This is a genomic window from Aquiflexum sp., assembly GCF_041749095.1.
Lineage (GTDB): Bacteria > Bacteroidota > Bacteroidia > Cytophagales > Cyclobacteriaceae > Aquiflexum.
Map to the genome: position 1 here is coordinate 1 of NZ_JBGTCA010000004.1, position 23,362 is coordinate 23,362.

22 protein-coding genes and 1 pseudogene are annotated in these 23,362 nt (G+C 40.3%); 11 read left to right on the forward strand and 12 right to left on the reverse strand.

Annotated features, from left to right (window positions below):
- From ACEW8O_RS00120 to pyrF, 4 genes and pseudogenes are all read left to right on the forward strand, one after another.
- Positions 1–420, forward strand: a pseudogene (locus tag ACEW8O_RS00120) (dihydroorotate dehydrogenase (quinone)); the annotation flags it as partial.
- Between the two features lie 125 nt (positions 421–545).
- On the forward strand, positions 546–3,008 hold the full coding sequence (locus ACEW8O_RS00125) for a DNA translocase FtsK 4TM domain-containing protein (protein ID WP_373492584.1): 2,463 nt from the start codon (positions 546–548) through the stop codon (positions 3,006–3,008).
- A 40-nt stretch (positions 3,009–3,048) separates the two neighbouring features.
- Entirely contained in the window at positions 3,049–3,705 is a 657-nt protein-coding gene (locus tag ACEW8O_RS00130) for an outer membrane lipoprotein carrier protein LolA (protein WP_373492585.1), read from the forward strand.
- 64 nt (positions 3,706–3,769) lie between these two features.
- Positions 3,770–4,585 carry an orotidine-5'-phosphate decarboxylase gene (gene pyrF / locus ACEW8O_RS00135; protein ID WP_373492586.1) on the forward strand — a complete coding sequence of 272 codons (816 nt, stop codon included), beginning with the start codon at positions 3,770–3,772 and terminating at the stop codon, positions 4,583–4,585.
- A 288-nt stretch (positions 4,586–4,873) separates the two neighbouring features.
- Here the strand turns inward: pyrF and ACEW8O_RS00140 are convergent, their stop codons facing one another.
- Both ACEW8O_RS00140 and truA read right to left on the reverse strand, forming a co-directional pair.
- Positions 4,874–6,661 carry an ABC transporter ATP-binding protein gene (locus ACEW8O_RS00140; RefSeq protein WP_373492587.1) on the reverse strand — a complete coding sequence of 596 codons (1,788 nt, stop codon included), beginning with the start codon at positions 6,659–6,661 and terminating at the stop codon, positions 4,874–4,876.
- A gap of 12 nt (positions 6,662–6,673) precedes the next feature.
- On the reverse strand, positions 6,674–7,426 hold the full coding sequence (gene truA, locus ACEW8O_RS00145) for a tRNA pseudouridine(38-40) synthase TruA (protein WP_373492588.1): 753 nt from the start codon (positions 7,424–7,426) through the stop codon (positions 6,674–6,676).
- 106 nt (positions 7,427–7,532) lie between these two features.
- Between truA and ACEW8O_RS00150 the strand changes: the two genes are divergently transcribed.
- Both ACEW8O_RS00150 and ACEW8O_RS00155 read left to right on the forward strand, forming a co-directional pair.
- Positions 7,533–8,012 (forward strand): DUF4293 domain-containing protein, encoded by a 480-nt coding sequence (locus ACEW8O_RS00150; RefSeq protein WP_373492589.1) that lies wholly within the window; start codon positions 7,533–7,535, stop codon positions 8,010–8,012.
- A gap of 14 nt (positions 8,013–8,026) precedes the next feature.
- Entirely contained in the window at positions 8,027–9,130 is a 1,104-nt protein-coding gene (locus ACEW8O_RS00155) for a PLP-dependent aspartate aminotransferase family protein (protein ID WP_373492590.1), read from the forward strand.
- Between the two features lie 173 nt (positions 9,131–9,303).
- Here the strand turns inward: ACEW8O_RS00155 and ACEW8O_RS00160 are convergent, their stop codons facing one another.
- The 10 genes from ACEW8O_RS00160 to ACEW8O_RS00205 all read right to left on the reverse strand — a co-directional run bounded on the left by ACEW8O_RS00160 (position 9,304) and on the right by ACEW8O_RS00205 (position 19,102).
- Positions 9,304–10,842 (reverse strand): YifB family Mg chelatase-like AAA ATPase, encoded by a 1,539-nt coding sequence (locus ACEW8O_RS00160; protein WP_373492591.1) that lies wholly within the window; start codon positions 10,840–10,842, stop codon positions 9,304–9,306.
- Positions 10,843–10,920: 78 nt separating this feature from the next.
- On the reverse strand, positions 10,921–11,286 hold the full coding sequence (locus ACEW8O_RS00165) for a hypothetical protein (RefSeq protein ID WP_373492592.1): 366 nt from the start codon (positions 11,284–11,286) through the stop codon (positions 10,921–10,923).
- 33 nt (positions 11,287–11,319) lie between these two features.
- Complete coding sequence (locus tag ACEW8O_RS00170) at positions 11,320–13,152, reverse strand: ABC transporter ATP-binding protein (protein WP_373492593.1); 1,833 nt, start codon at positions 13,150–13,152, stop codon at positions 11,320–11,322.
- Between the two features lie 115 nt (positions 13,153–13,267).
- Positions 13,268–14,974, reverse strand: coding sequence for a hypothetical protein (locus ACEW8O_RS00175; RefSeq protein WP_373492594.1), 1,707 nt, complete (start codon positions 14,972–14,974; stop codon positions 13,268–13,270).
- A 32-nt stretch (positions 14,975–15,006) separates the two neighbouring features.
- Positions 15,007–16,272 carry a hypothetical protein gene (locus ACEW8O_RS00180; RefSeq protein WP_373492595.1) on the reverse strand — a complete coding sequence of 422 codons (1,266 nt, stop codon included), beginning with the start codon at positions 16,270–16,272 and terminating at the stop codon, positions 15,007–15,009.
- 45 nt (positions 16,273–16,317) lie between these two features.
- On the reverse strand, positions 16,318–17,043 hold the full coding sequence (locus ACEW8O_RS00185) for a DoxX family protein (RefSeq protein ID WP_373492596.1): 726 nt from the start codon (positions 17,041–17,043) through the stop codon (positions 16,318–16,320).
- A 59-nt stretch (positions 17,044–17,102) separates the two neighbouring features.
- A complete protein-coding gene (locus ACEW8O_RS00190; RefSeq protein ID WP_373492597.1) occupies positions 17,103–17,435 on the reverse strand; it encodes a hypothetical protein in 333 nt (110 codons plus the stop codon).
- A gap of 63 nt (positions 17,436–17,498) precedes the next feature.
- Positions 17,499–17,792: a winged helix-turn-helix domain-containing protein gene (locus tag ACEW8O_RS00195; protein WP_373492598.1), complete on the reverse strand. Its 294-nt coding sequence runs from the start codon at positions 17,790–17,792 to the stop codon at positions 17,499–17,501.
- 1 nt (position 17,793) lies between these two features.
- Positions 17,794–18,408 carry a hypothetical protein gene (locus ACEW8O_RS00200; RefSeq protein WP_373492599.1) on the reverse strand — a complete coding sequence of 205 codons (615 nt, stop codon included), beginning with the start codon at positions 18,406–18,408 and terminating at the stop codon, positions 17,794–17,796.
- A gap of 76 nt (positions 18,409–18,484) precedes the next feature.
- On the reverse strand, positions 18,485–19,102 hold the full coding sequence (locus ACEW8O_RS00205; RefSeq protein ID WP_373492600.1) for a Uma2 family endonuclease: 618 nt from the start codon (positions 19,100–19,102) through the stop codon (positions 18,485–18,487).
- 153 nt (positions 19,103–19,255) lie between these two features.
- Between ACEW8O_RS00205 and ACEW8O_RS00210 the strand changes: the two genes are divergently transcribed.
- From ACEW8O_RS00210 to ACEW8O_RS00230, 5 genes are all read left to right on the forward strand, one after another.
- Positions 19,256–20,236: a hypothetical protein gene (locus ACEW8O_RS00210; protein WP_373492601.1), complete on the forward strand. Its 981-nt coding sequence runs from the start codon at positions 19,256–19,258 to the stop codon at positions 20,234–20,236.
- Positions 20,237–20,337: 101 nt separating this feature from the next.
- Positions 20,338–20,583: a type B 50S ribosomal protein L31 gene (locus ACEW8O_RS00215; protein ID WP_373492602.1), complete on the forward strand. Its 246-nt coding sequence runs from the start codon at positions 20,338–20,340 to the stop codon at positions 20,581–20,583.
- Between the two features lie 72 nt (positions 20,584–20,655).
- The gene (locus ACEW8O_RS00220; protein WP_373492603.1) at positions 20,656–21,855 is read left to right on the forward strand and encodes a GlmU family protein; all 1,200 of its coding nucleotides are present in this window, start codon (positions 20,656–20,658) and stop codon (positions 21,853–21,855) included.
- A gap of 7 nt (positions 21,856–21,862) precedes the next feature.
- Positions 21,863–23,017 (forward strand): ATP-binding protein, encoded by a 1,155-nt coding sequence (locus ACEW8O_RS00225; RefSeq protein WP_373492604.1) that lies wholly within the window; start codon positions 21,863–21,865, stop codon positions 23,015–23,017.
- On the forward strand, positions 23,014–23,362 hold a 349-nt coding region (locus tag ACEW8O_RS00230), incomplete at its 3' end, for an ATP-dependent zinc protease (protein ID WP_373492605.1). The genes ACEW8O_RS00225 and ACEW8O_RS00230, both read left to right, overlap by 4 nt.

Sequence of the window (23,362 nt, forward strand, 5' to 3'; positions counted from 1 at the left end):
AAACCCATTCTTCTAAAAATCGCCCCTGATCTTACAGTGGGTCAATTGGATGACATTGTGGAGATTGTTCTGGAAACAAAAATTGACGGAGTGATTGCTACCAATACCACAATCGATCGAAGTCTGTTGACAACTGATGCGATCCAAGTCGAAGCGATAGGTGCAGGTGGGGTCAGTGGGAAAGTATTGGCAAAAAGGAGTACGGAGGTGATCCGGTTTTTGGCAAAACAATCGAATAATGCATTCCCGATTATTGGTGTCGGAGGCATATTTTCGGCACAAGATGCCATTGACAAATTGGAAGCAGGGGCTTCTTTGGTGCAGATTTACACAGGAATGATCTATGAGGGTCCGGGTTTGGTCAAAAAAATCAATATGGGTTTGGCCAAATATTTGAGCAAATCCAGAGTTAAAGTATAAGTGATTTTGAATCTTCCGGTTACATTTTAACTAACAGTCTTTTCATCGATTAGTGGAACTGATTGTTTGGAAATCTGTATATTTCCGCAATCTTCCATTAATTTGGGAACGATAGAATAATCAATATGGCTTCCGAAACACCCAGAACAAATACATTTAGAAAAAAAAATGACCCCAAAGCCAAATCCAAGGAAAAAAGGCCAAGTCGCTTTTCCATGGATTTTGTAAAGGATAAAAGAATACCTTTGACCCTGGGTATAGTCTTTATCCTGGTGTCTATATTCCTGTTATTTGCTTTTTTTAGCTATCTCTTTTCAGGTAAAGCAGACCAGAGTCTTGTAGCTTCTGAGTTGGAACAGGGAATCAGAAGTACTGCTGCTGAAACCAGAAATTGGCTTGGCCTGTTCGGTGCCCAAATGTCAGACCTCTTTATACGGAGATGGTTTGGATTGGCAGCCTTTCTCTTGCCACCTTATTTGTTTCTTTTGGGATTCAAACTCGCTTTTAAAAAATCTTTGATTTCGCTTTCCAGATACAGCGCTTTTGCCTTGTTCTTTGTCTTTTGGATTGGTTTGGTAACAGGTTACCTTGTTCAGTTGGCTGATGGATTTAATACCCTTGGGTTTTTGAGCGGTGGATTCGGTTACGAATTGGGTTTACTGTCCAATGAATTTCTGGGTTGGGGCAGTATCCTGTTAATAGTAGGTTCTCTTTTAATTTTTCTGGTTTTCTTTTTCAATATCCATCAGTTCAACTGGTCTTTGAACGAAGCAAAGTCAGGGTCTGCTGAGGATATAGTTTCTGACCAATCACCTTTTGGTGAAAACTTGGAAGATGAAATAGAAGAAGAAGGTGATGGATTAGATGAAGGAGAAATTGAAGAGGATGTAAGTAGCTGGACCATCAAATCCGAAAAAGAGGATAATAAAAAAACGGGTACTTCACCTGTGTTCAATATAGAAGCAGAGGATTTATTGGAGAAAGAAAATGGACTGGAAATAGCATCCCGGGTTGAGGAGAAAAAGTTTTCGGTCAGCAAATCAGAAGGTGAGGAGAAAACAGCAGACGAGGTTGAAAATCTTGATCCTTATGATCCTACGCTGGATTTGCCGCATTATAAATATCCTACCCTCGACCTGCTCAATGATTATGACTTCCAAAAAGTCACTGTTTCAAGACAGGAATTGGAGGAGAATAAAAATAAGATTGTTGAAACGTTGGTCAATTTTAAAATCGGCATTCAAGAGATTAAAGCTACGATTGGACCTACTGTAACACTTTACGAGATAGTACCTGATCCAGGTGTCAAAATCTCCAAGATCAAAAATCTTGAAGATGACATTGCCCTGAGTTTGGCTGCTTTGGGAATCCGTATCATTGCACCAATCCCCGGTAAAGGGACAATAGGTATAGAGGTCCCAAACAAAAACAGAGAACTTGTCCCTGCTAGGTCTGTCATCGGTACAGAGAAATTTATGCGAAGCGATAAAGACCTTCCTGTCGCCTTGGGCAAGACCATTTCCAATGAGGTGTTTGTAATGGATCTGGCTAAAATGCCACACTTGCTGATGGCCGGTGCGACCGGTCAGGGTAAATCTGTTGGATTGAATATGATCTTGGCTTCTTTGGTGTACAAAAAACATCCTTCCCAATTGAAATTTGTATTGGTGGATCCCAAAAAAGTGGAATTGACCCTTTTCAATAAAATAGAAAGACACTTTTTGGCCAAGCTGCCAGGTGCCGAGGAAGCTATTATCACCGACACCAAAAAGGTAATCTATACTTTGAATTCTCTTTGTATAGAAATGGATAAACGCTACGATCTGCTCAAGGATGCCGGCTGTAGAAATCTGAAGGAATACAACGCCAAATTTGTAGCCCGCAAGCTAAACCCTGAAAAGGGGCACAGATTTATGCCTTACATTGTATTGGTAATTGATGAGTTAGCTGATCTGATGATGACGGCGGGTAAAGAGATTGAGGCCCCAATTGCCCGCTTGGCGCAATTGGCAAGGGCTATCGGAATTCACCTTGTGGTGGCTACCCAGCGGCCATCCGTCAATGTAATCACAGGTATTATTAAAGCCAACTTCCCGGCAAGACTTTCATTCCGGGTGACTTCCAAGATTGACAGCCGTACTATTTTAGATGCGGGAGGTGCAGACCAATTGATTGGTATGGGAGATATGTTACTTTCCCATGGGTCCGAAATGACCCGATTGCAATGTGCTTTTTTGGATACTCCCGAGGTGGATTCCATTTGCAATTGGATAGGGGAACAAAAAGGATATTCAGATGCCTACCTATTGCCTGAATTTGAGGGTGAAGATGGCGAAGGTAACTTATCCAGTATTGATTTAGCGGACAGAGATCCACTTTTTGATGATGCTGCCAGATTGATTGTAATGCATCAGCAAGGCAGTACTTCCCTGATCCAAAGAAAGTTGAAGCTTGGATATAACCGCGCAGGTAGGATTGTTGACCAATTGGAGGCTGCAGGGATAGTAGGACCTTTTGAAGGTAGTAAAGCCAGAGAGGTATTAGTCCAGGACGAAGGTAGTTTGGAACGGTTATTGAACAATCTGTAATTCCTTTGGATTTATACAAAGGATAAAATTTACAATCAAGATGAAAAACCTAATTACCCTTCTCATTTTTCTTACAACGGCTCTTGTATCCCAAACTGTTTACGCACAAAAGGATCCAAAGGCAAAAACAATATTGGATGGTGTGAGCCAAAAATATAAATCCCTAAAAGGACTTCAGGCAAGTTTTGAATTTTCCTATGGCGAATCTATGGACATTGTCAGCAAATCTCAAAAAGGTGAAATTGCAATAAAGGGAGATAAATATCACCTCAATCTTCCGGAGCAGGAAATTTTCAATAATGGTAAGACAGTTTGGACCTATATAGAATCCGGAAATTACAAAGAAGTAACTGTTAATAATGCAGGTGATATGGAGGATGAGTTGACTCCTTCCTCTGTATATACGTTATATCAAAAAGGTTACAATTACAGATTTGTCGGTGAAAAGAATGAAAAGGGAACTATCATTCAAGAAATAGAGCTTTTAGCAGAAAAGTCCAATGCCCCTTTCAAGCGAGTCAAATTGTTTGTAGATAAAAACAAAAAAGATCTGATGGGTTGGGAAATATATGATGATCAGGGAGGAGTATTTAAATATAAATTTACATCGGTAAATACAGAAATTGATTTGCAGGATTCCTATTTCACCTTTAATCCGCAGAAATACGGAAAGGTAGAAATCATTGATCTCCGCTGAATTTAATGGTCAGGGAAGGGTTCGGGATATTTTTTATCCCTACTTTTGGGAAAATTTACCCTTCATGAACCGAAAAGAACTCTTTCAGAAAATCAGGAATAAAGGATCTTTTTTGTGTGTAGGCCTTGATACGGACCTTGTCAAAATACCCGCCCACCTACTTAAAGAAGCTGATCCTATTTTTGAATTCAATAAGCAGATCATAGAGGAGACTGTGGATTATGCTGTAGCCTACAAACCAAACATTGCTTTTTATGAGGCTATTGGCCCCAAAGGTTGGGAAAGCCTTCAAAAGACATTGGAGTATATCCCTAAGGATATTTTTACCATTGCTGATGCCAAAAGAGGGGATATTGGAAATACTTCCAGCTTGTATGCCAAAGCCTTTTTTGAAACCATGGATTTTGATTCGATCACTGTGGCTCCTTACATGGGTGTGGACAGTGTCAGGCCATTTTTGGAATTCAAGGATAAATGGGTGATTCTTTTGGCCTTGACTTCCAACGAAGGCAGTGCAGATTTCCAACTCACAACATCCCAATCGGGTAAACCACTTTTTCAGGAAGTTTTGGAGAAAAGCAGCAAATGGGGAAATCCAGATAATATGATGTATGTGGTCGGAGCCACAAGAGGGGAGAAAATCGGTGAGGTCAGAAAAATTGTTCCTGAACATTTCTTCCTGGTTCCGGGAGTTGGCGCCCAGGGAGGCAGCCTTGAAGAGGTAGCCAAATTCGGAATGAACAGTCAATGCGGTCTTTTGGTCAATTCATCGAGAGGGATTATTTATGCCGGAAAGGATAAAGACTTCGCAAAAGTAGCCGGGAATGAAGCTAAAAAGCTGCAACAGGAAATGGAAACAATGCTGAATAAGTATCTCTAAACCCTTACTCGGATTCATTAAATCGACCGTACCTACGGTACTTTTGGAGACGTGTTATCTTTAAACCTCCCGGCAATAAATTGCCGGGCTATTATTTCGGTCATGCCTACGGAATTTATTATGGATTTATTTTAACAGAATGGCCACTTTTGTTACGACTCCTACCGCTAATTACAAATGATGACTTCCAAATCAATTTATAGGAAGTTATCTGACTCAAATCTAAAATCTAAAATCTGAATTCTGCCTTTACCCTTCACCCTTCATCCCTTATCCTTCATCCTTTAATTACCCCATCCCTTCCCCGATGGCCATTGACTTCAGTTGCATCTGATGTAATTGGGAATAATATCCTCCCAATTCAAGAAGGCTTTCATGGGTGCCCATTTCCTTGATTTCACCATGATGCAATACGATGATTTTATCTGCTTTTTGGATGGTGGACAATCTGTGTGCGATTACGATGGAAGTTCTTCCTTTCATCATTTTTGAAATTGCTTTTTGGATCATTTCTTCTGTTTCTGTATCCACGGAAGATGTTGCCTCATCAAGAATGATGATTTCGGGATTGTAAACCATGGCACGTACAAATGAAATCAATTGCCGTTGGCCCACCGAAAGCGTAGCTCCTCTTTCCATGACATTATAATCCAAACCACCGGGAAGTCTTTCTATAAACTTTTTGGCACCCACCAATTTGGCCGCTTTCATAACTTCCTCCCTGCTGATATCGGGGTTGCCTAAAGTGATATTGTAGAAGATGGTTTCTGAAAACAGGAACACATCTTGCAATACTACCCCAATATGTCTTCTCAATGAGCCTAATTCAAAATCCCTGATATCAGTATCATCTATTTTGATACTCCCTTGGTTGATCTCATAAAACCGGTTGATCAGGTTAATGATCGAGGATTTGCCTGCACCTGTCGCACCTACCAATGCGATAGATTCCCCATGTTTGGCCTCAAAGTTGATGTTTTTCAACACCCAATCCTCATCTATATAAGCAAAACAGACATTTTCAAGCTTGATATTGCCTTTTAATTTTTCGGGCTTTAGGTTGCCTTCATTTGGAATTTGGTCATCACTCTCAAGTAATTTGAAAATCCGTGAAGAGCTGACCACACCCATTTGCAGGGTGTTGTACCTGTCAGCAATCATCCGGATCGGCCTGAAAAACAGTTGCAGGTACATGATAAAAGAAATCAATACACCGACTTGGATATCCAGATCAAATACACCTGTGGCACCATACCAAACCACCAAGCCAATACCGATGGCCTGAATTATTTCAGCTACCGGAAAATAAATGGAATAATACAGTACTGATTTGATATGGGCTTTTTTATGGTCTCTATTGATATCCTTGAATTTTTCGTATTCCCGTTGTTCCCGGTTGAATATTTGGACAATATTCATCCCTGTAATATGTTCCTGTAGGAATGAATTGAGGTTGGAGACGGCATTTCTCACTTCATTAAAAGCGAATTTAATTTTTTCTTTGAATACATAAGTAGAAATGAGCAATAAAGGCAGGGTACACAAACTCACCAATGTGAGTTTCCAGTCCACATAAAACATCACCGCAAGGATCGTCACCAACTGTAGCAAGTCGCCGATAATGGCAGCAAGACCTTCACTGAATACTTCAGCAAGGGTCTCAATGTCCGATATGTTTCTGGTGACCAATCTACCTATGGGAGTATTATCAAAAAATTTGAGACGCATCTTCAACAGATGCCTGTATAATTTGATTCGGATATCCTTGATGATTACCTGGCCAATCCAGCCTGAAAGGTAGGTATGGGCAAACTGTACGACAGCCTGAAGCACCATCAGGAAAATGAGCAAATATATGATCCTGACAAGCCCGCTTACATCCCCAACGGCAACATAATCATCTATGGCCACCTGGATAAAGTAGGGTCTGGTAGGGGCCAATAGTGCCAAGGCAATGGTCAAAAAAACCAAAAAGTAAAACTTCCCTTGATACGGTTTGACAAACTTGTAAAGTTTTTTCAATACCTGGGTGTCTATGATGTCACCGCTTTTGATATTTTCTTTTTCCAGGCTCAAAAGTTTGTGTATTTAGATAAATAATTTTTCGGGATAAATGATTTTGCAAAGATAAAGTCCATGGGCGGGCGCTGAGGATTTGGCTTGCGCTCTGTCTTTGCTTTCCAAAATATCCACAAACTGCTCAATGCTAAGTTTACCTGTGCCCACATCTATCAATGTACCGACAATGGCACGTACCATTCCACGTAAAAACCTGTTGGCAGTTATATGAAATAACAATTGCCGGTCGATTTGTTCCCAATAAGCCTCTTTTATTTTACAGTTAAAATGTTTGACATCAGTTTTTACTCTGCTGAAACATTGGAAATCTTTATAGTTCAGAAGAACCGAAGCAGCTTCATTCATCTTATCAATGTCCGGATTTTTGGGAAACACCCAAGAATATTCCTGTTCAAATGGATTTTTTCGAAGGCTGATCTTATACACATAACTTCTCCAAATGGCATCAAATCTTGTATGGGCATCCTCATTCACCCTTTTAAGGGAATATCCAGCGATATCCTTTGGGACAATGGCATTGAGTTTTTTGATAAAATCTTTTTCAATCAATTCCTTAGGAGCATCAAAATGTGCAAACATTTGACTGGCATGAACACCGGTATCAGTCCTGCCGCTTCCCATGATAGAAGTTGGCTGGCCCAAAATTATGGAGATTGCTTTTTCCAATTCTGCCTGAACTGAATGGGCATTTTTCTGGATCTGCCATCCATGGTAACGGGTGCCCTTATAAGCTAGTTCTAGAAAGTATCTGAATTTTTCCATTATGGTGCTACAAAGATACCATTCCCTATTAATTTCAAATGACCATTTATCCATTCCTTGCGAATCAACAAATAACCCTGTTACTTTGTCAAAATTTAACTCAAAGATGATACAACGAATTCAGACTGTTTTTATGTTTTTGGTGGCTGTTGCCATGGTTTTGGTACTTATATTTCCAATTTGGCATCAGGTCAATCCCGGTAAGACTCAAATGGCCACGCTCACTGCATGGACTTTGACTACTGTTGATGTAGAAACAGGAGATGTAGTGGAGTCCATCTCTAAGATCGCCATTGCCTTGCTGGCATTTATTTCTTTGGCATTGGCCCTGATAAGTATTTTTCAATATAAAAACAGGACAAGGCAGATGTTTTTAAATATGATGAATTCTTTGGCAATGGTCATCAATGTGGGTATTATTATTTGGTTTTCCCATAATGCCAATGAGGTGATCAATCCCCAGGCCAACGGTGCGTTTGTGATTGGTTTTTGGGCCATCTTTGCCGGTATGATCATGAATTTATTGGCAAATAGGTTTATTAGAAAAGACGAGATGTTGGTAAGATCTGTGGACAGAATTCGTTAATTACAAACCAATCTATGAAGTTAGAGACAATAGCCATCCATGCAGGAACAATCATCGAGGACAAAAACAGACCTGCAGTCCAGCCCATCACGCTTTCCACCACATTTGAACATGTAGAAGGATCCCCAATTTATTCAAGAGCTAATAATCCTAACCGTTTGGCATTGGAGCAAGTCTTGGCAAAATTAGAGCATGGAGAGGCAGCTGCAGCTTTCTCTTCGGGAAATGCGGCCGGAATGGCGGTTTTTCAATCTTTGGAACCGGGTAGCCATATCGTCGCTCCGGATGATATGTACCATGGATTGAGGACTTTGCTCATCAATGTTTTCAAGGGAATTCTTGATGTAACCTTTGTGGACATGACTAATGTCCAAAATGTCGCTGATGCCATTACTTCAAAAACAAATCTGATCTGGGTAGAGACGCCATCCAATCCACTGTTGCAGGTTTCTGATATTAGAAGGATCTGTGAGATTGCGGGTGACAATGGAATCAAAGTGGCCTGTGACAATACTTTTGCTACGCCGGTTTTTCAAAATCCTTTATTGTTGGGTGCCGATATTGTGATGCACAGCACTACCAAATATCTCGGGGGACACAGTGATATCTTGGGAGGTGCCCTGATTACAAAATCGAAAGAAGGAGTTTGGGAAAAGATAAAAATGGTGCAGCAGGTAGGGGGAGCAGTGCCTTCTCCATTTGATTGCTACATGCTTACCAGAAGTATTAAGACATTGCCTTATCGCATGAAAGGACATGCCGAACATGCGGGAATCTTAGCCACTTTTTTGCAACAACATCCCAAAGTGGATAAAGTCTATTATCCCGGTCTCCTTTCCCATCCCAATCACCTAATTGCGGCGACACAGATGTCCGGGTTTGGAGGCATGTTGTCTTTTGAAGTATCGGGAACAGCAGAGGATGCCGATAAGGTTGTTTCCCTTTTGAAATATTTTACCCATGCAACAAGTTTGGGAGGGGTAGAAAGTCTGATTGAAAGAAGGGCCGCAGTGGAAGGACCTGATTCAAAAACACCTCAAAACCTGCTTCGGGTTTCAGTGGGATTGGAGCATTTGGACGACTTATTGGAGGACTTAGATCAGGCTTTAGATAAATAAAGGCTGTTCAAGAACAGCCTTTAAACTTTTAATAAGGGTAAGCTTAAAAAGGGTGACCAAAAAAGCAACTCGTTCGTGTGCGATGTAAAGTAGTCAAAGATTTTTAATAATGAAAATTTTCACAAAACTATTTGATTATTGCGTACTTTTTTGATAAAAGAAAAAGGTTATCACTAACCTGCCCATCCCTCTCGATCGAGACTTCTGTACTGTATTGCTTCTGCAAGATGCTCCACTTTGATCCCTTCACTTTGGCTGAGATCAGCGATTGTTCTGGAAACTTTTAGGATACGGTCATAAGCCCTAGCAGACAGTCCCAACCTTTCCATTGCGGTTTTTAACAATGATTTTCCTGCTTCATTGATCTGACAGATTTCCTTTACCATGTGGGAAGGCATCATAGCATTGCAAAAGATATCGGGTTGACCCTTGAATCTCTCTATCTGAACTTCCCTACCAATGATCACACGTTCCCGAATAGATTTACTGGTTTCAGATTTTCTGGTGGAGGTCATTTCTTCAAATTTGACCGGTGTCACTTCTACATGAAGGTCAATCCTGTCCAATAAGGGCCCACTTATTTTGTTCAAATAACGCTGTACAATTCCAGGACCGCAAACACATTCCTTTTCGGGGTGGTTGTAATAACCACAGGGACAAGGGTTCATACTCGCGATCAACATGAAATTGGCCGGATAATCCACAGAGACTTTTGCCCGGGAAATGGTCACTTTTCTTTCTTCCAAAGGTTGCCTCATTACCTCCAACACAGTTCGCTTGAATTCCGGGAGTTCATCGAGAAAAAGTACACCATTGTGAGAAAGAGAAATCTCACCTGGTTGGGGATTCCCACCCCCACCGACCAATGCCACATCACTGATAGTATGATGAGGTGACCTAAATGGCCTTTGGGCAACCAAGGAGGCATTTTTCCCCAACTTACCTGCTACCGAATGGATTTTGGTTGTTTCCAACGCCTCCTGCAATGATAATGGAGGAAGGATTGAAGGCAGTCGTTTGGCCAACATGGTTTTACCTGCACCGGGCGGACCTATCATGATGACATTGTGTCCCCCTGCTGCGGCAATTTCCATGGCCCGCTTAATATTTTCCTGTCCCTGTACATCTGCAAAATCAAATTCAAACTGCTCCAGAGAATTATAAAAAATATCCCTCGTATCTGTAATCAAAGGTGGGATATCCAATTCCCCTTCAAGAAAACGAATGGCATCTTCCAATGTACTGACTCCAATGATATCAATATTGTTTACTATAGAAGCTTCTGAGGCATTTTCTTCGGGGAGGATGAAACCTTTAAAGCCATTTTTTCTTGCCTCGATCGCTATGGGCAAAGCACCTTTGACGGGTCTTAAATTGCCGTCAAGGGAAAGTTCGCCCATGATAATATAATTCTCTAATTCAGGGAAAAGTACTTGTTCAGATCCCTTTAAAATTCCCAAAGCGATGGGCAAATCATAAGAGGAGCCCTCTTTTCTGATGTCGGCAGGTGCAAGATTGACCACGACTTTTTGCCGGGGCATGCGGTATCCATAATATTTAAGTGCAGATTCCACTCTTTGCTGGCTTTCTTTTACAGCACTATCGGGAAGACCTACCATATAAAAACTTGTGCCCTGACCGACATTGACCTCAATCGTAATAAGCTTGGCATCTACACCGGAAACCGCACTGCCAAAAGTCTTTGCTACCATATTTTAAAATTTTGGGTATAAAAAAAGGAAACCTAAGCGGTTTCCTAAGATACTGAATTTAGCCAAAATATTATGGGCTTATTTAAAATTTTGTCTGGGTTTAATACCTGAAGGGTCTTTGTCATCTTCCACTTGATCGATTTTTCTTTCAATATTTTTAAGTTTGACTCCCTGTTCCAGATCATACAGTCTTGCTTTCAATTCTTTTTTTTCATTTTCCTTTAAAGAAATCTCCCCTTCCAGCCCATTCCTGACCATTTTGCCTGTTCCCCATGCAATCAGGAAAAGGACGGTGCCCACCAATAAGAAAGAAACCACTGTTCCTGTATTCAGTTCATCTATCCCGAACATCCCCTTTAAGCTGTTGAATGACAGGAAAAAAACCAAACTTACAGCAAAGAAAAGCGCTACGGTAAGGTGCATGATTTTATTGATTTGTCTCATAGGTTTATGTCTTAATATTTTTTGTCTAATATACTAAACAGACTGCATTGTGGAAAGTTTTCTGTATAGACCTTCTATTTCCATCAGTTGTTGGTGGGTGCCTCTTTGCACAATCTGTCCTTTCCTGATAACGAGAATTTCGTCTGCATGTTGGATAGTGCTTAGTCTATGGGCTATAACTAGGGTAGTCCTGTTGTTCATTAAATTGGTCAAAGCTTCCTGTACCAATTTTTCAGATTCAGAGTCCAAAGCTGAAGTAGCCTCATCCAAAATCAGGATGGGAGGGTTTTTCAATACAGCTCTAGCAATGCTCAACCTTTGACGCTGTCCACCTGAAAGCTTGGATCCCCTTTCTCCGATTGAGGTTTGGTACCCGTTTTCCAATTGTATAATAAATTCATGGGCATTGGCAATCCTGGCTGCTTCGATTACTTTGTCTTCTGAAACTCCCTCAAGTCCAAAGGCAATATTGTTGAATGCGGTGTCATTGAACAAAATGGACTCTTGGGTAACAATACCCATCTGTTTTCTGAGGCTCCCGATTTCTGTTGTCCTCAATTCCCTGCCGTCTATGGTGATAGATCCTCCTGAAGGATCGTAAAATCGGGGAACCAAATCGGCAAGCGTGGATTTACCGCCCCCAGATGGGCCTACCAATGCAATGGTTTTACCTTTCTTAAGCTTAAAGCTGATGTCTTTTAGTATTTGATCTTTCTCATAGCTGAATGACACTTGATCGAAAACAATTGCATCTTGGAATCCATCGATTTCAGTTGGATTATCGATGTTTTGGATCCTGCTTGGCGTGTCCACCACCTCAAATATTCTTTCTGCAGATGCCAATCCCCTTTGTATACTGCTGGCGGCTCTTGAGATTTCCTTTGCGGGATTCAAGACCTGGGTGAAGATGATGATGTAAGTGATAAAGTCGGAAGCACCCAAATCAGAATTATTGCTCAATACCAAGCTTCCTCCATATACCAATATTCCTGCCACCACAGTGACACCCAGAAACTGTGAAATAGGCGAGGCCAGTTCATTTTTCCGGGCCATGGAAATATTCACATCAGAATAAAAGTCTGTCTCTGAGTCAAATTTATCCCGGATATATTTTTGTGCTCCAAAAGCTTTGATGACCCGCATCCCTCCAATGGTCTCATCAAGAATATTGACGATCCTGCCCAATGATTCCTGACTTTCAATGGCATTTTTCTTTAACCTTCTGGTAATGCCTCCGATAATAGCACCCGAGACAGGTATCAAAATGATGGTGAACAGGGTCAGCTTGACAGACATAAAGAAAAGCACTGCAAAATACAGGAGGATGGTAGCAGGTTCTTTGAAAACCACGCGGAGGGACTGCACAATGCTGTTTTCCACTTCCTGAATGTCATTGGTCATTTTGGACATCAGGTCTCCTTTTCTTTCATTGGAGAAATAGCCAATGTGCATCTTGGTGACCTGCTCAAAGATATTCACCCGCATTTTTTTGATAACTTCTGCCCTTACTTTTGCCAAAACTACTCCGGAAAGGTATGTGAAAAGGTTGGCGAGGAAAACTGATAATACTATGATGAGACAGACATAAAGCAGGGTTCCAAACTTGCCATAGGTCTCTGAGATATGTAAAAAATAATAGTTGAATAAATGGAGGAAATAATCAATTGAAAATGAAAATTCAGGTTTTTCCAGAAATTTGGTCAAATCACCAGGCCCAACCTGTTCAAATATAACATCGAAAAGCGGCTTTAAAAGGGTAAAATTCAGTAATCCGAAAATGATTGCCAAAAGTGTATAAAACACATAAATTGGAAAATATCGACGGTAGGGCCTGGCGTAAGATAAGATCCGGAGATAGGTATTCATTCTCTATTTTCTGATTTCCGCGCAAGTTAAGGAATATAACTCAATTCAAGTTTTAAATCCCAAAGAAGGCTTATCTTGGTACTTGGTACTTGGTACTTTATACTTTGTTCAATCCCTAAAAATTAAAATCATTCCTCACCATATTCATCCTCAATGAAAACTGGGTAAATGAAGTGGATTCCGGCGCCGATAAATCCTGTGCGGTCCTTCTTCTGTAACTTTGGCTGAAATCCAAAAACACGTTCTGTTTGATCATATAACTGAGGTTGAGATTGGCCATGACCACCCTGTTTTCTATTCCCTGACCAATTTCATTGCCGAACAATCCGATCCCGGTATTTGGGCTTGTCCTGTTTTTCAGAAGGTCTTTGCCATAATTTACATCCGTTGACGGATCGTCGCCATAGAACTGGTACAGCCCTGTAATTGTTCCAAACAGTCTTGGCAAGAATTCAGGTTGATATCTGATTATCCCGATCACTTCCCTGAAGTTGGCACCCAAAGGATGTGTTAGTGGGGTCCGGTAATTGGTGTAAGCCTGGAAATCAAATTTTTCCTGATAGGTGTATGGCCTTACCTGATTGTATTCCAATTGAAGGTCCAAGTTCCTCGCTCCAAAGACTTCTATGTATTTGTATCCGGCTTGAATGGCATGTTTGTTCCGGATGGAGTTTTTTCCATCGATCCCAAAGAATTCCCCAAAGACAAACTCATCCAATGCGAACTGACCATAAAGCTGCATGCCGGGTGTGAAATTCCATTTAAAATCCGTCCCCATCATCACCTTATCCGGCGTGCCCAATTGATGTTCCACCCATCTATAGAAAATAATGGGATTCAGGTAGTTCCAATCAAACTGGTTTTTCATTACCGACTGGAATAAACCCAAGTTGAAGTTTTTGCCAATGTTGGTACCCAATCTATAGAGCGAAAACCATTTTTGGGGATAGCGTCCATCTGTTGGCCTACCCTGACCATCAAGGATGATGTCAGCAGTCTGCTGTGCCCAAAGGTTGGTCAGTTGGAACCGCCAGATTTTTGTGTTGATCTTGACAAAGGCATAGGGGTTGGAGAAATCAGAAAGTATCATAGACCGGTAACCTTCCCCGATGAAATTTCTATCATGCCCCAATTGGGCCTCGATATGTTTGGTGACATTAAAATTGATATGCCCCATGGCAGAAAAATAGCCATAGCCCTCACCGTTGTACCTTTTCCAAAAACCTTCCCCCGGAACTGCCCCGTTATGTTCAGTATATTCTTTGACCCAAGAAGGGAAAAAAGTCTGTGTTGTGGTGAAGTAGGAATAAAATGCCACTTTTCTATCAATGCTTCCCCTAAGTTCTACGCCTCTAGAATTCCTGAACCTCATATTTTCCTGTCCCGGCTCCAATCCTGCCGATAGGTAAAGGACAGGGTTGAGATGGATATCAAAAACTTCATCCCGATAGTGCAAAAAGTCTGAGGGTTTTCTATAAAGCTTTTTAAATATGGGTTTTTTGGAATCTGCTGTTTCCCCGCTGACAAATTCCCAATTGTCATTTCTCAGATAATCGAAATTAAATTGGTCTGCATTGGAAAAATGTGCCAACGCTTCTTGTGAGGGAACATAAGCCACCGAATCTAAGAATTCGGCTAAATGATCTCTCCTATATGGCTTGAAACCTGTCTTAAAACTCTCATTGTTCCTGCCATTTTTGATCTCATATCTTTCTACCATATGATAATAATCCCTGTTGAAAGGAACATAAGCACCTTGCCCAAATGATTGCGAGACAAAAAGTAGCAAAAGAGAACAAGCAAAAACCAATTGTTTTTTCATACGGGGAGAAGCTAAATCGCTGTAAAGCTAAATTATTGAAATCCAAAAGCCAAAGGGAAAATAAACACTACCACAAAAGCCCAAGCAATATAAATGGGTATATAAAGAACTATTGATTCCCCTACTTCCGATAACCCGGCCTTTTGGGTGATGGATTTATATAATTTTGTTATGACAATCACAAGATGTGTAAACATCAAAATATTGGCACCAAGAACTGCTATCCTGTTGGGAGAAATCCCCCATTCCGAAATACGGTAGATAATTGCTGAGAGTGCGATTAGATTAACCACTGTAGTGACTACAGCCAATAATAAAAGAATCCAAGGACCAAATTGATATTTCTGCCTGTTAGTACTTTCGGCAACAGAAAAGAAAATCAATGCCATTACACCAATCAAAAGCAGGTTGAAAATCAAAAGAAATTCCCGATCGTTATATGGGTCCTTACCTGAGATGACAATGGCGGATAGGTACACGACAAGCATCACCAACACCAACGGACTGAACAGTTTGGCAATCACAGGTGAGACCTTGTTGACCAGTTGTGGATTGTTTTGGGTAAGATAAGTGGCAACAATCGGAACCATGGGTAGCCCGAAAATCACGATATACTGAAAGTAAAAGACTTGAATCTTTAACCCTATCAATTCAAACAAGCCTAACGTAATGCCGGTCATCAGCCCACCTGCAATCAGCAAAAGTCCTGACATAACCACCAAATCCCCATTGAACCTGAGGAATTCAAGTCTTTTCAGAAAACTTTGAGGTTCATTGCCCAAAAAAGATAATCCAAAAATTCCCCATAGTAACAATGGTAAATGAATGCATGCCAAAATCAAAGAATTGCTTTCAGGGTTATTTGGAAGTACATTGATGTACACTAAACTGATCAAAACAAATGCTGAAATCGATATTATTATGTTAACTGATAAATTGTTCTTTTTGGCAAAGTAGACTGTCAGTGCTGTGAGGACAATGATGCTGGTATTCCTTGGATAAAAAAATTCCTCATCAATCGAGAAGATCGAAGGGAATTTGACTAATATGCCTGCAATAATGGAGAGAAGGGCTACTAATCCTAATTCATTCATAGTCCCCCAAGAGATGGAATCGGAGTCGTAGCTTAGTCTTTCTTGCCAAAACTCAGCTAGCTTATTGCCATGGAGCTCCGGATAAATCCGGTCAAAAGATTTTTTGAATTCAGTTTTATTTTTTCTGTATAGAATTTCCAGATATGCTGGATCTTCGATGTGGGTTATGATTTCTTCATGCATGCTCTTGTAGGTTTCAGTCAATTGGATTTAGGTTTTATTATTTAAATATTATTCTTCATAGTTGTATTACAGCTTACTTTTTTCAAGCTTTTCCAAGCATTGGTTCAGGGGATTTCCTGCGGTATGGATGCATTCGCAAAACTCAAATCCTACATGTTCATTATCAGTATTAATAAATTGTGATTTACAATTACTCAAGGAATTTCGGGGCATCACTTGATTACCGAATTGCGCAAACCAAACTATTATACCCATTATGGAAAGCACTCCGATAAAAAACAAAAAAGGGAATTTGCTCTCATATTTTTTTGGTTTTGGTATGCTAGCTTCTCTTGAATAGCGGTTAAATGGAAGGATGTATTTAAGCTTATCATAGTGCCAGGCAAGGATGTAGAGATTTGCTAAAACCATCAGAGGTGAGCTGACAAAAGAACCTTCGAAACGAACGGCTAAGGATAGAATACAAATGTTCACAATGATGGGAAGGTATATTAAAGCTCCCAAGAGTACAGTGCCGGGTATCAGCAAAAACACCCCCGCTATAACTTGGGCGACTCCGATAAACGTGTAATAATATCCAGTGTGATGCAAAGCTTCCAGATAGGCTCCCATGGGATGTAATTCCGACAATCCACTTGCAAATCTTTCTCCTAAGATTTTTACCATTCCGGCCACAATAAATGCATAGGCCAATAGAAATCTGCAAAGGATGGAAAATATCCAATGCCATCTATTTTGCTTGATTTTGATATAATAATCCTCCAAACTTGAGAATATACTAAATAGTGCCATTTATTTTGGAATTTGATTTTTTTAGAAAGAGGACAGGATTGTTGTTTTAGTGTTGGTGATCAGTCCCAATGACCGGTGATTGCGAAAGCCATCACTGCACTGATCCAAAGTGCTACGAAGTATAGTATTGTGCTGGAAATGATAGCTATTAGCTTTCTGTTTCCAGTAGGAAACCATTGGAAACCCATCAGGTAGAATAACGCCCCTCCTATGGCTCCACCTATGGGAATAATGGTGAGCGGGTAATACATCCAAAATTCGAAGTGATCTTCTTTGGTAAGGATGATAAACAGCAACCAAGCCAAAGGAAGAAAAGCGCCGAGTGAAGCAGGGAGAATTAGGTCTTTAATAGACAGTAGATTGGTAGAAGAAGAAGGAATCATAGTTATCATTGTTTAGAAATTGATAGTTTTATTGAAAGTACTTTGTCATTCAAAGTGAATAATTAAATTTTTTTATGGCTTGTTTTCGTTGATTAGATTTTCAAGAAATTCCAAGTGTAATTTGAAAGCTTCTTTGCCGGCATTAGTCGCTGAATAATTGGTCAGGGGTTTTCGTCCTATGAATGATTTTTCAACCATGATGTATTCCGAATTTTCAAGATTTTTTAAATGGGAGGCAAGGTTGCCGTCCGTTACTTCCAACAGCTCCTTGAATGAATTGAAATCAAACTGCTCATTGACCATCAGAATGGACATGATCCGTAGTCTGATGACATTTTCAAAGGCTTTGTCGTAGGTACCCTTCATGTTACCTGTCGTATTTTAGGTGCATCAAAGTGCCATAGAAGATATGCATAACGCCAAAACCCAAAGCCCATATAATCAAGCCATAACCAGGAATAAAGGCAGAGATGATACCCAATAAGATTTGACAGAATCCCAAATATTTTATATCAGATAGGGTGAATTGGGAGGAATTGACCAGGGCTATGCCATAAAATATCAGCGTAGCAGGAACAATAAGTAAATAATATCCATGATATATCAGTGCAAAACAAAAAAGTCCACCAACCAAAACAGGAGTGAATAGGGATAGGATAAACCTTTTCCCTGATGGGGTCCATATTTTTTGGGAAATGCGTCTGCTTTTCTTTTGGCTAAGCAACCAAGCTGTACCAATGGAAAGACCCAAAACCACAAAAGAAGCAATGGTCAGGTTTATAAATGTATTTTCATTTATATCCGGAGTATGGTCAAATCCATATGGAGGGTTTGGGAAATAAATCCAATAGTAGGCAAGTGTGGCACCTAGAAGGGCATAGATTCCGGCCAATACTCCGGACAGCCCGCTCAATGACAGAAAGCGGGTACTCCGCTCCATCATAGATTTGATTTCGGCTAATTCTTTTTCAGCGTTTTTCATTTTAAAAGTACTTTGAAATACAAAGTAAATCAAATTTTGGAATAATGAAGCTGGTCAATAAAAAATTTAACAAAAATTAAATCTCATCCAGTCCTTCAAACAATTCATCCAAATCCAACACAAACCCTTCTATACATCCTGATGCCACATTGTCTCCTAAAGTAAAAAGCTTGGAAGAGATATACTTTCCACCAGAAAGGGTATAGACCAACAGTGTCTTTTCATAAGGATGGATAATCCAATATTCCTTAACGCCACTTTCCTCATATACCTCATATTTGTTATGGAGTTCTTTTTTATTATTGCTTGGAGAAAGTATTTCCATAATCAGGTCAGGGGCACCGACACAGCCCAATTCATCCAATTTTTTAGGATCGCAGACTACACAGATATCGGGTTGCACCACGGTTCGGATGTCCTTATGCTTTTTAGATTTAACAGGAAGGCGGACATCGAAGGGCGCAGAAAACACTTTACAGGATTTCCTATTCAGTAAGCCAAACAATTGTGATGAGATTTTTATAGAGATTTCCTGATGAATTCTTCTTGGTGCCGCCGCTGCCTGTTTAAAAACTTTTCCTTTTATCAGTTCGACCATATGGTCTATGTCCCAAGTGAGGTAATCTGCATAGGTATACATTCCATAATGGGAATAGGGTTCTTTGACCATGTTATTTTCTTCCTCATTTTCCATAGGTCTAATTTAGGGAAAAGATAGAATTGTTGGGTTTCTTATTATGGTTTTAATATCTTTATATTTATAGTTGAGACTTTATTAAAGTTATTTAAATCATTTGCAATTGGTATGTTAATTTATCAAAATCTTATATCTTTTTATGGGAAAAACATGTGGAAGATCCCCATTATTACCAGGGTTAATTCTCTCATTTCTTTCAATACAAAAATAGGAGCAATCTTTGGAATAATTATTTTGGGACTCTTTTCCGCAGAGTTGAACGCTCAGAATACCAGCTTTGATTATTTCTCAGATCAAAGATACGCTGGATATCCCCTTATCACTTTTAAAGAAAACTTCTTCAACCAACCCGTTTATTTCATTGATGGGGTCAAATCAAAACCTAAGGAAGTAAGAGCATTTATGGAGATTATGCCCGGGGATGCCTATGAGTTTGGCAATAACAATACAAAACTGACGACTGGATACGCACTCCATTATTCTTCACTTGCAATAGGTATAGGTAGCTTGGGTTTTCTTCTTACCAGTGAACTGACCCCACAGAATTTCAGACCATGGTTTTTTACCTCCATGTCAGGAATGGTTTTGGGCATGGTGGGGTCACCCATGATTAGCAATTCCAAAAGGAGAAATTCCAGATTGATCGAAAATTATAACTATTTGATTGGAAGAGAAAGCATCTCCGGACCCTACCTCAGGATGGATGTGAGGTTTAATTTTATAGGGGAAAAAATAGATATCTATGATGGTCCAAATCTATTGGACAAAGCGAGGATAAGGACATTGATAGATGAAAAGCCAGACATGTATGCAGACTATCAAAAGGCATTGAACAAACAGAAAGTCGTTTTAGGCTTGGACCTGACCGGGCTGGTTGTGAACTTGTTGACCCTTACATATATAGTTACTCCCCAGTCTCAACCCTCCACTCAGACCAACCTGTTGATTCCTTTGGTTTTTACCGGTCTTGGCTTGGGAATTGCATCCAACCAATTCAGAAGAAGCGCTAGGAACCTGACAAGACAAGCTTTGGACATGTATAATTTCGGAGATCGACTGGTACCCATAGTCAGACAACCCTCTATGGAGTTTAGCGGCCCTTCGGTCACCTTATTTAGTAGAAGTTTTTGAAACCCTCCAAAGAATTAATTCATTCAGTTTGGATACATTTCAAAAAAGAAATAACTTTGTGCCTCATTTCAAAAAAGCGATCCAAGATAAATAGCAATACAATGAAAAAAGAAATTCATCCAAACTACAGAGACGTCGTATTTTTCGATACTTCAAGTGATTATAAATTCATCACAAAGTCTACTATCGAAACCAGTGAGACTATTGAGTGGGAAGACGGAAAGCAATATCCGGTTTACAAAATAGAAGTTAGCTCCAATTCACATCCATTCTACACTGGCAAGAAAATGTTGTTGGATACTGCTGGTAGGGTTGAGAAATTCAATAAGAGATACGCCAAGAAATAATTTCATCTCTAAGATGAACAGGTATAGGTCTCCTGGAAGTTGTTTTCCGGGAGACTTTTTTATTTTTGTGTCATGGACAATTTGATTTTATTCGATGACCCTGCTATCAGGGGTTCACTGTTGCCTTTTACTTTTACCCGTCCCATTGCAGATATCAGGGTAGGGATTTTGAACATTTCGGAAAAATGGGAAAAATATTCAGACTTAAAGGCTGGCTATCATACCCAGGATTACCTTTCCGGGAAGTTTCCCAAAATCGATTTTCCTGCCTTGATGGTCAACGGGGCTATTTGTCCCGATATTGAACTTTGGAATCAAATAACCCAATTAAAAACCAATCAGTCCCTTTGGTCACAGAATATGTTGATTGCCTGCTATTCTGAGCAACCATCTCTTTTTCAACCTGAGCAAGCAAAGAAGAATGAGGCAATCCAATATGAATCAGACTTCATTTCCATCCAAAAAACCTGGAACATTTTTCAGCACAATGCTGCTGAACTTCTAAAGGACTTTGAACTGATCACTTCAGGAAGGTCACCCATTGGGATTTCGGATCCCCATACAATAGTGTACAATCCTTCCCAGGTATTTGTCGAAGAAGGGGCAAAAATCAAAGCTGCGGTGCTCAATGCCGAAGGTGGGCCGATTTATCTTGGTAAGAATTCGGAGGTTCAGGAAGGGGCATTGATCAGAGGGCCATTTGCTTTGTGCGAAGGATCTACAGTGAACATGGGAGCCAAGCTAAGGGGCGACACAACGGTAGGACCTTTTTCAAAAGTGGGAGGAGAGATTTCCAATTCGGTGATTTTTGGCTTTAGCAACAAAGGCCATGATGGATTTTTGGGCAATGCGGTCATCGGTGAATGGTGTAATCTCGGTGCAGACACCAACACCTCCAATCTCAAAAATAACTATGCACCTGTCAAAGTATGGGATTATACCCGTGGTGGTTTTTCCAATACAGGATTGCAGTTTTGTGGGCTGATGATGGGAGACCATTCCAAATGTGGCATCAATACCATGTTCAATACAGGAACTGTGGTTGGGGTTGGTGCCAATGTTTTCGGAGATGGATTTCCCAGGAATTTTATCCCTTCTTTTTCATGGGGAGGGGCATCGGGTTTCAGTACTTTTCAGGTAAAGAAGTTTGAGGAAGTGGCCATGGCCGTTATGAATCGCAGGGGAAAGGTCTATGACCAAATCGAAAAAGAAATTATCCAAAAGGTTTTCGAATTGACGAGACATTACCGTATTTGGGACAAAGAAGTTTAGAATATTTATGTTGTTTTCATCCATACCGGGACTGGGAGAAGTCAAGGAAAAAATCCTTCAAGCGGTCAAAACCAACCATCTTGCCCATGCTTTATTGTTTCATGGACCGGAGGGCTCGCCCAATCTCAAGATGGCATTGGCCTTGTCCACCTATTTGCATTGTCAGAATCCAGGAGAGGAGGATTCCTGCGGACAATGCCCTTCTTGCCAAAAAATGGCCAAATTAGTGCATCCTGATATGAATTTTGCCTTCCCGGTGATAGGAGGGGATTCCAAAGATGATGAGGATCCGAATAAAGAAAAGAAGGTTGACTTCACTGCCTCTTTCAGGAATTTTGCCATTAAGATCCCTTATGGAAATGTTTCTGATTGGATTTACCACAATGGTTTTGAAAAAAAACAACTCAATATTTCCAGAAATGCCGGCAAACAGATCATCAAAACCCTTTCTTTGAAGTCATTTGAGGGTGGATATAAGATCATGTTGATATGGGCGCCTGAGTACATGCATCAGAATTCGGCTAATTCTATGTTAAAAATTTTGGAGGAACCACCGGAAAAGACAGTTTTTATGTTGGTCACATCCTCTCCTGAGCGGTTATTGACCACTATTCTCTCCCGGACGCAAAAGATTTTGGTCAGGGCTTTTAATGATGAGGAGGTGATGTCGCACCTATTGTCTGATGGCCTTTGCTCTCGGGAAGCGGCTGTACAGATCGCCCCTTTGGCTGATGGCAATATGCGGGAAGCCTACAGGATGGTTGATCAGGTTGAGGATGAAAACACCGTGCTGATCAGGGACTGGTTCAGGTCATGCTTTCTTTTGGATATTAATTTGTTATTTGAATTTGTGGAGAAATTCAGTGGTAAGGACAAGGAATCCCAAAAATCCCTTTTGCTCAGCGGAATCAATGTAATCAGGGAGGTGATGCTCGATAAATCCAAAGCAACTGAACTGATGAGAAGTGTAGAGTCAGACAGGGACTTTATCCATAAGTTAGGAGTGAATGTGCTGAATGAAGAAAAATTGAGTGGAATTTATGAAGCCTTAAATGAGTCTTTTTACCATTTGGAAAGAAATGCCAGTGCCAAAATTTTATTTGCAGACCTATCATTCAGGATTTACAGAATCATGAAAGCTCCAGAAACCATTACATCATGAAAAAAATAATAGGAAGAAGGGAGAGAATTACTTTGCCTGAATGGGGTTTGACAAATGTGACGGGTAAAGTTGATACCGGAGCCTACACCTCATCCATCCATTGCGAATTTGTCGAAGAAAGGGAAGAAGACGGACAAAAAGTACTTTTCTACAAAGTATTGGCGCAATTTGACAAAAAGTATAACAGGAAACTGCTCAGGTCTAAAAACTATTCCCAAAAAAAAGTAAAGAATTCATTTGGTCAGGCGGAGGTCAGGTATAAAGTGAGTACAAAAGTCATTATGTTTGGTGTCGAATTCGAAGCAGAGTTTACATTGACAGATAGGTCAAAAATGAGGAATCCCA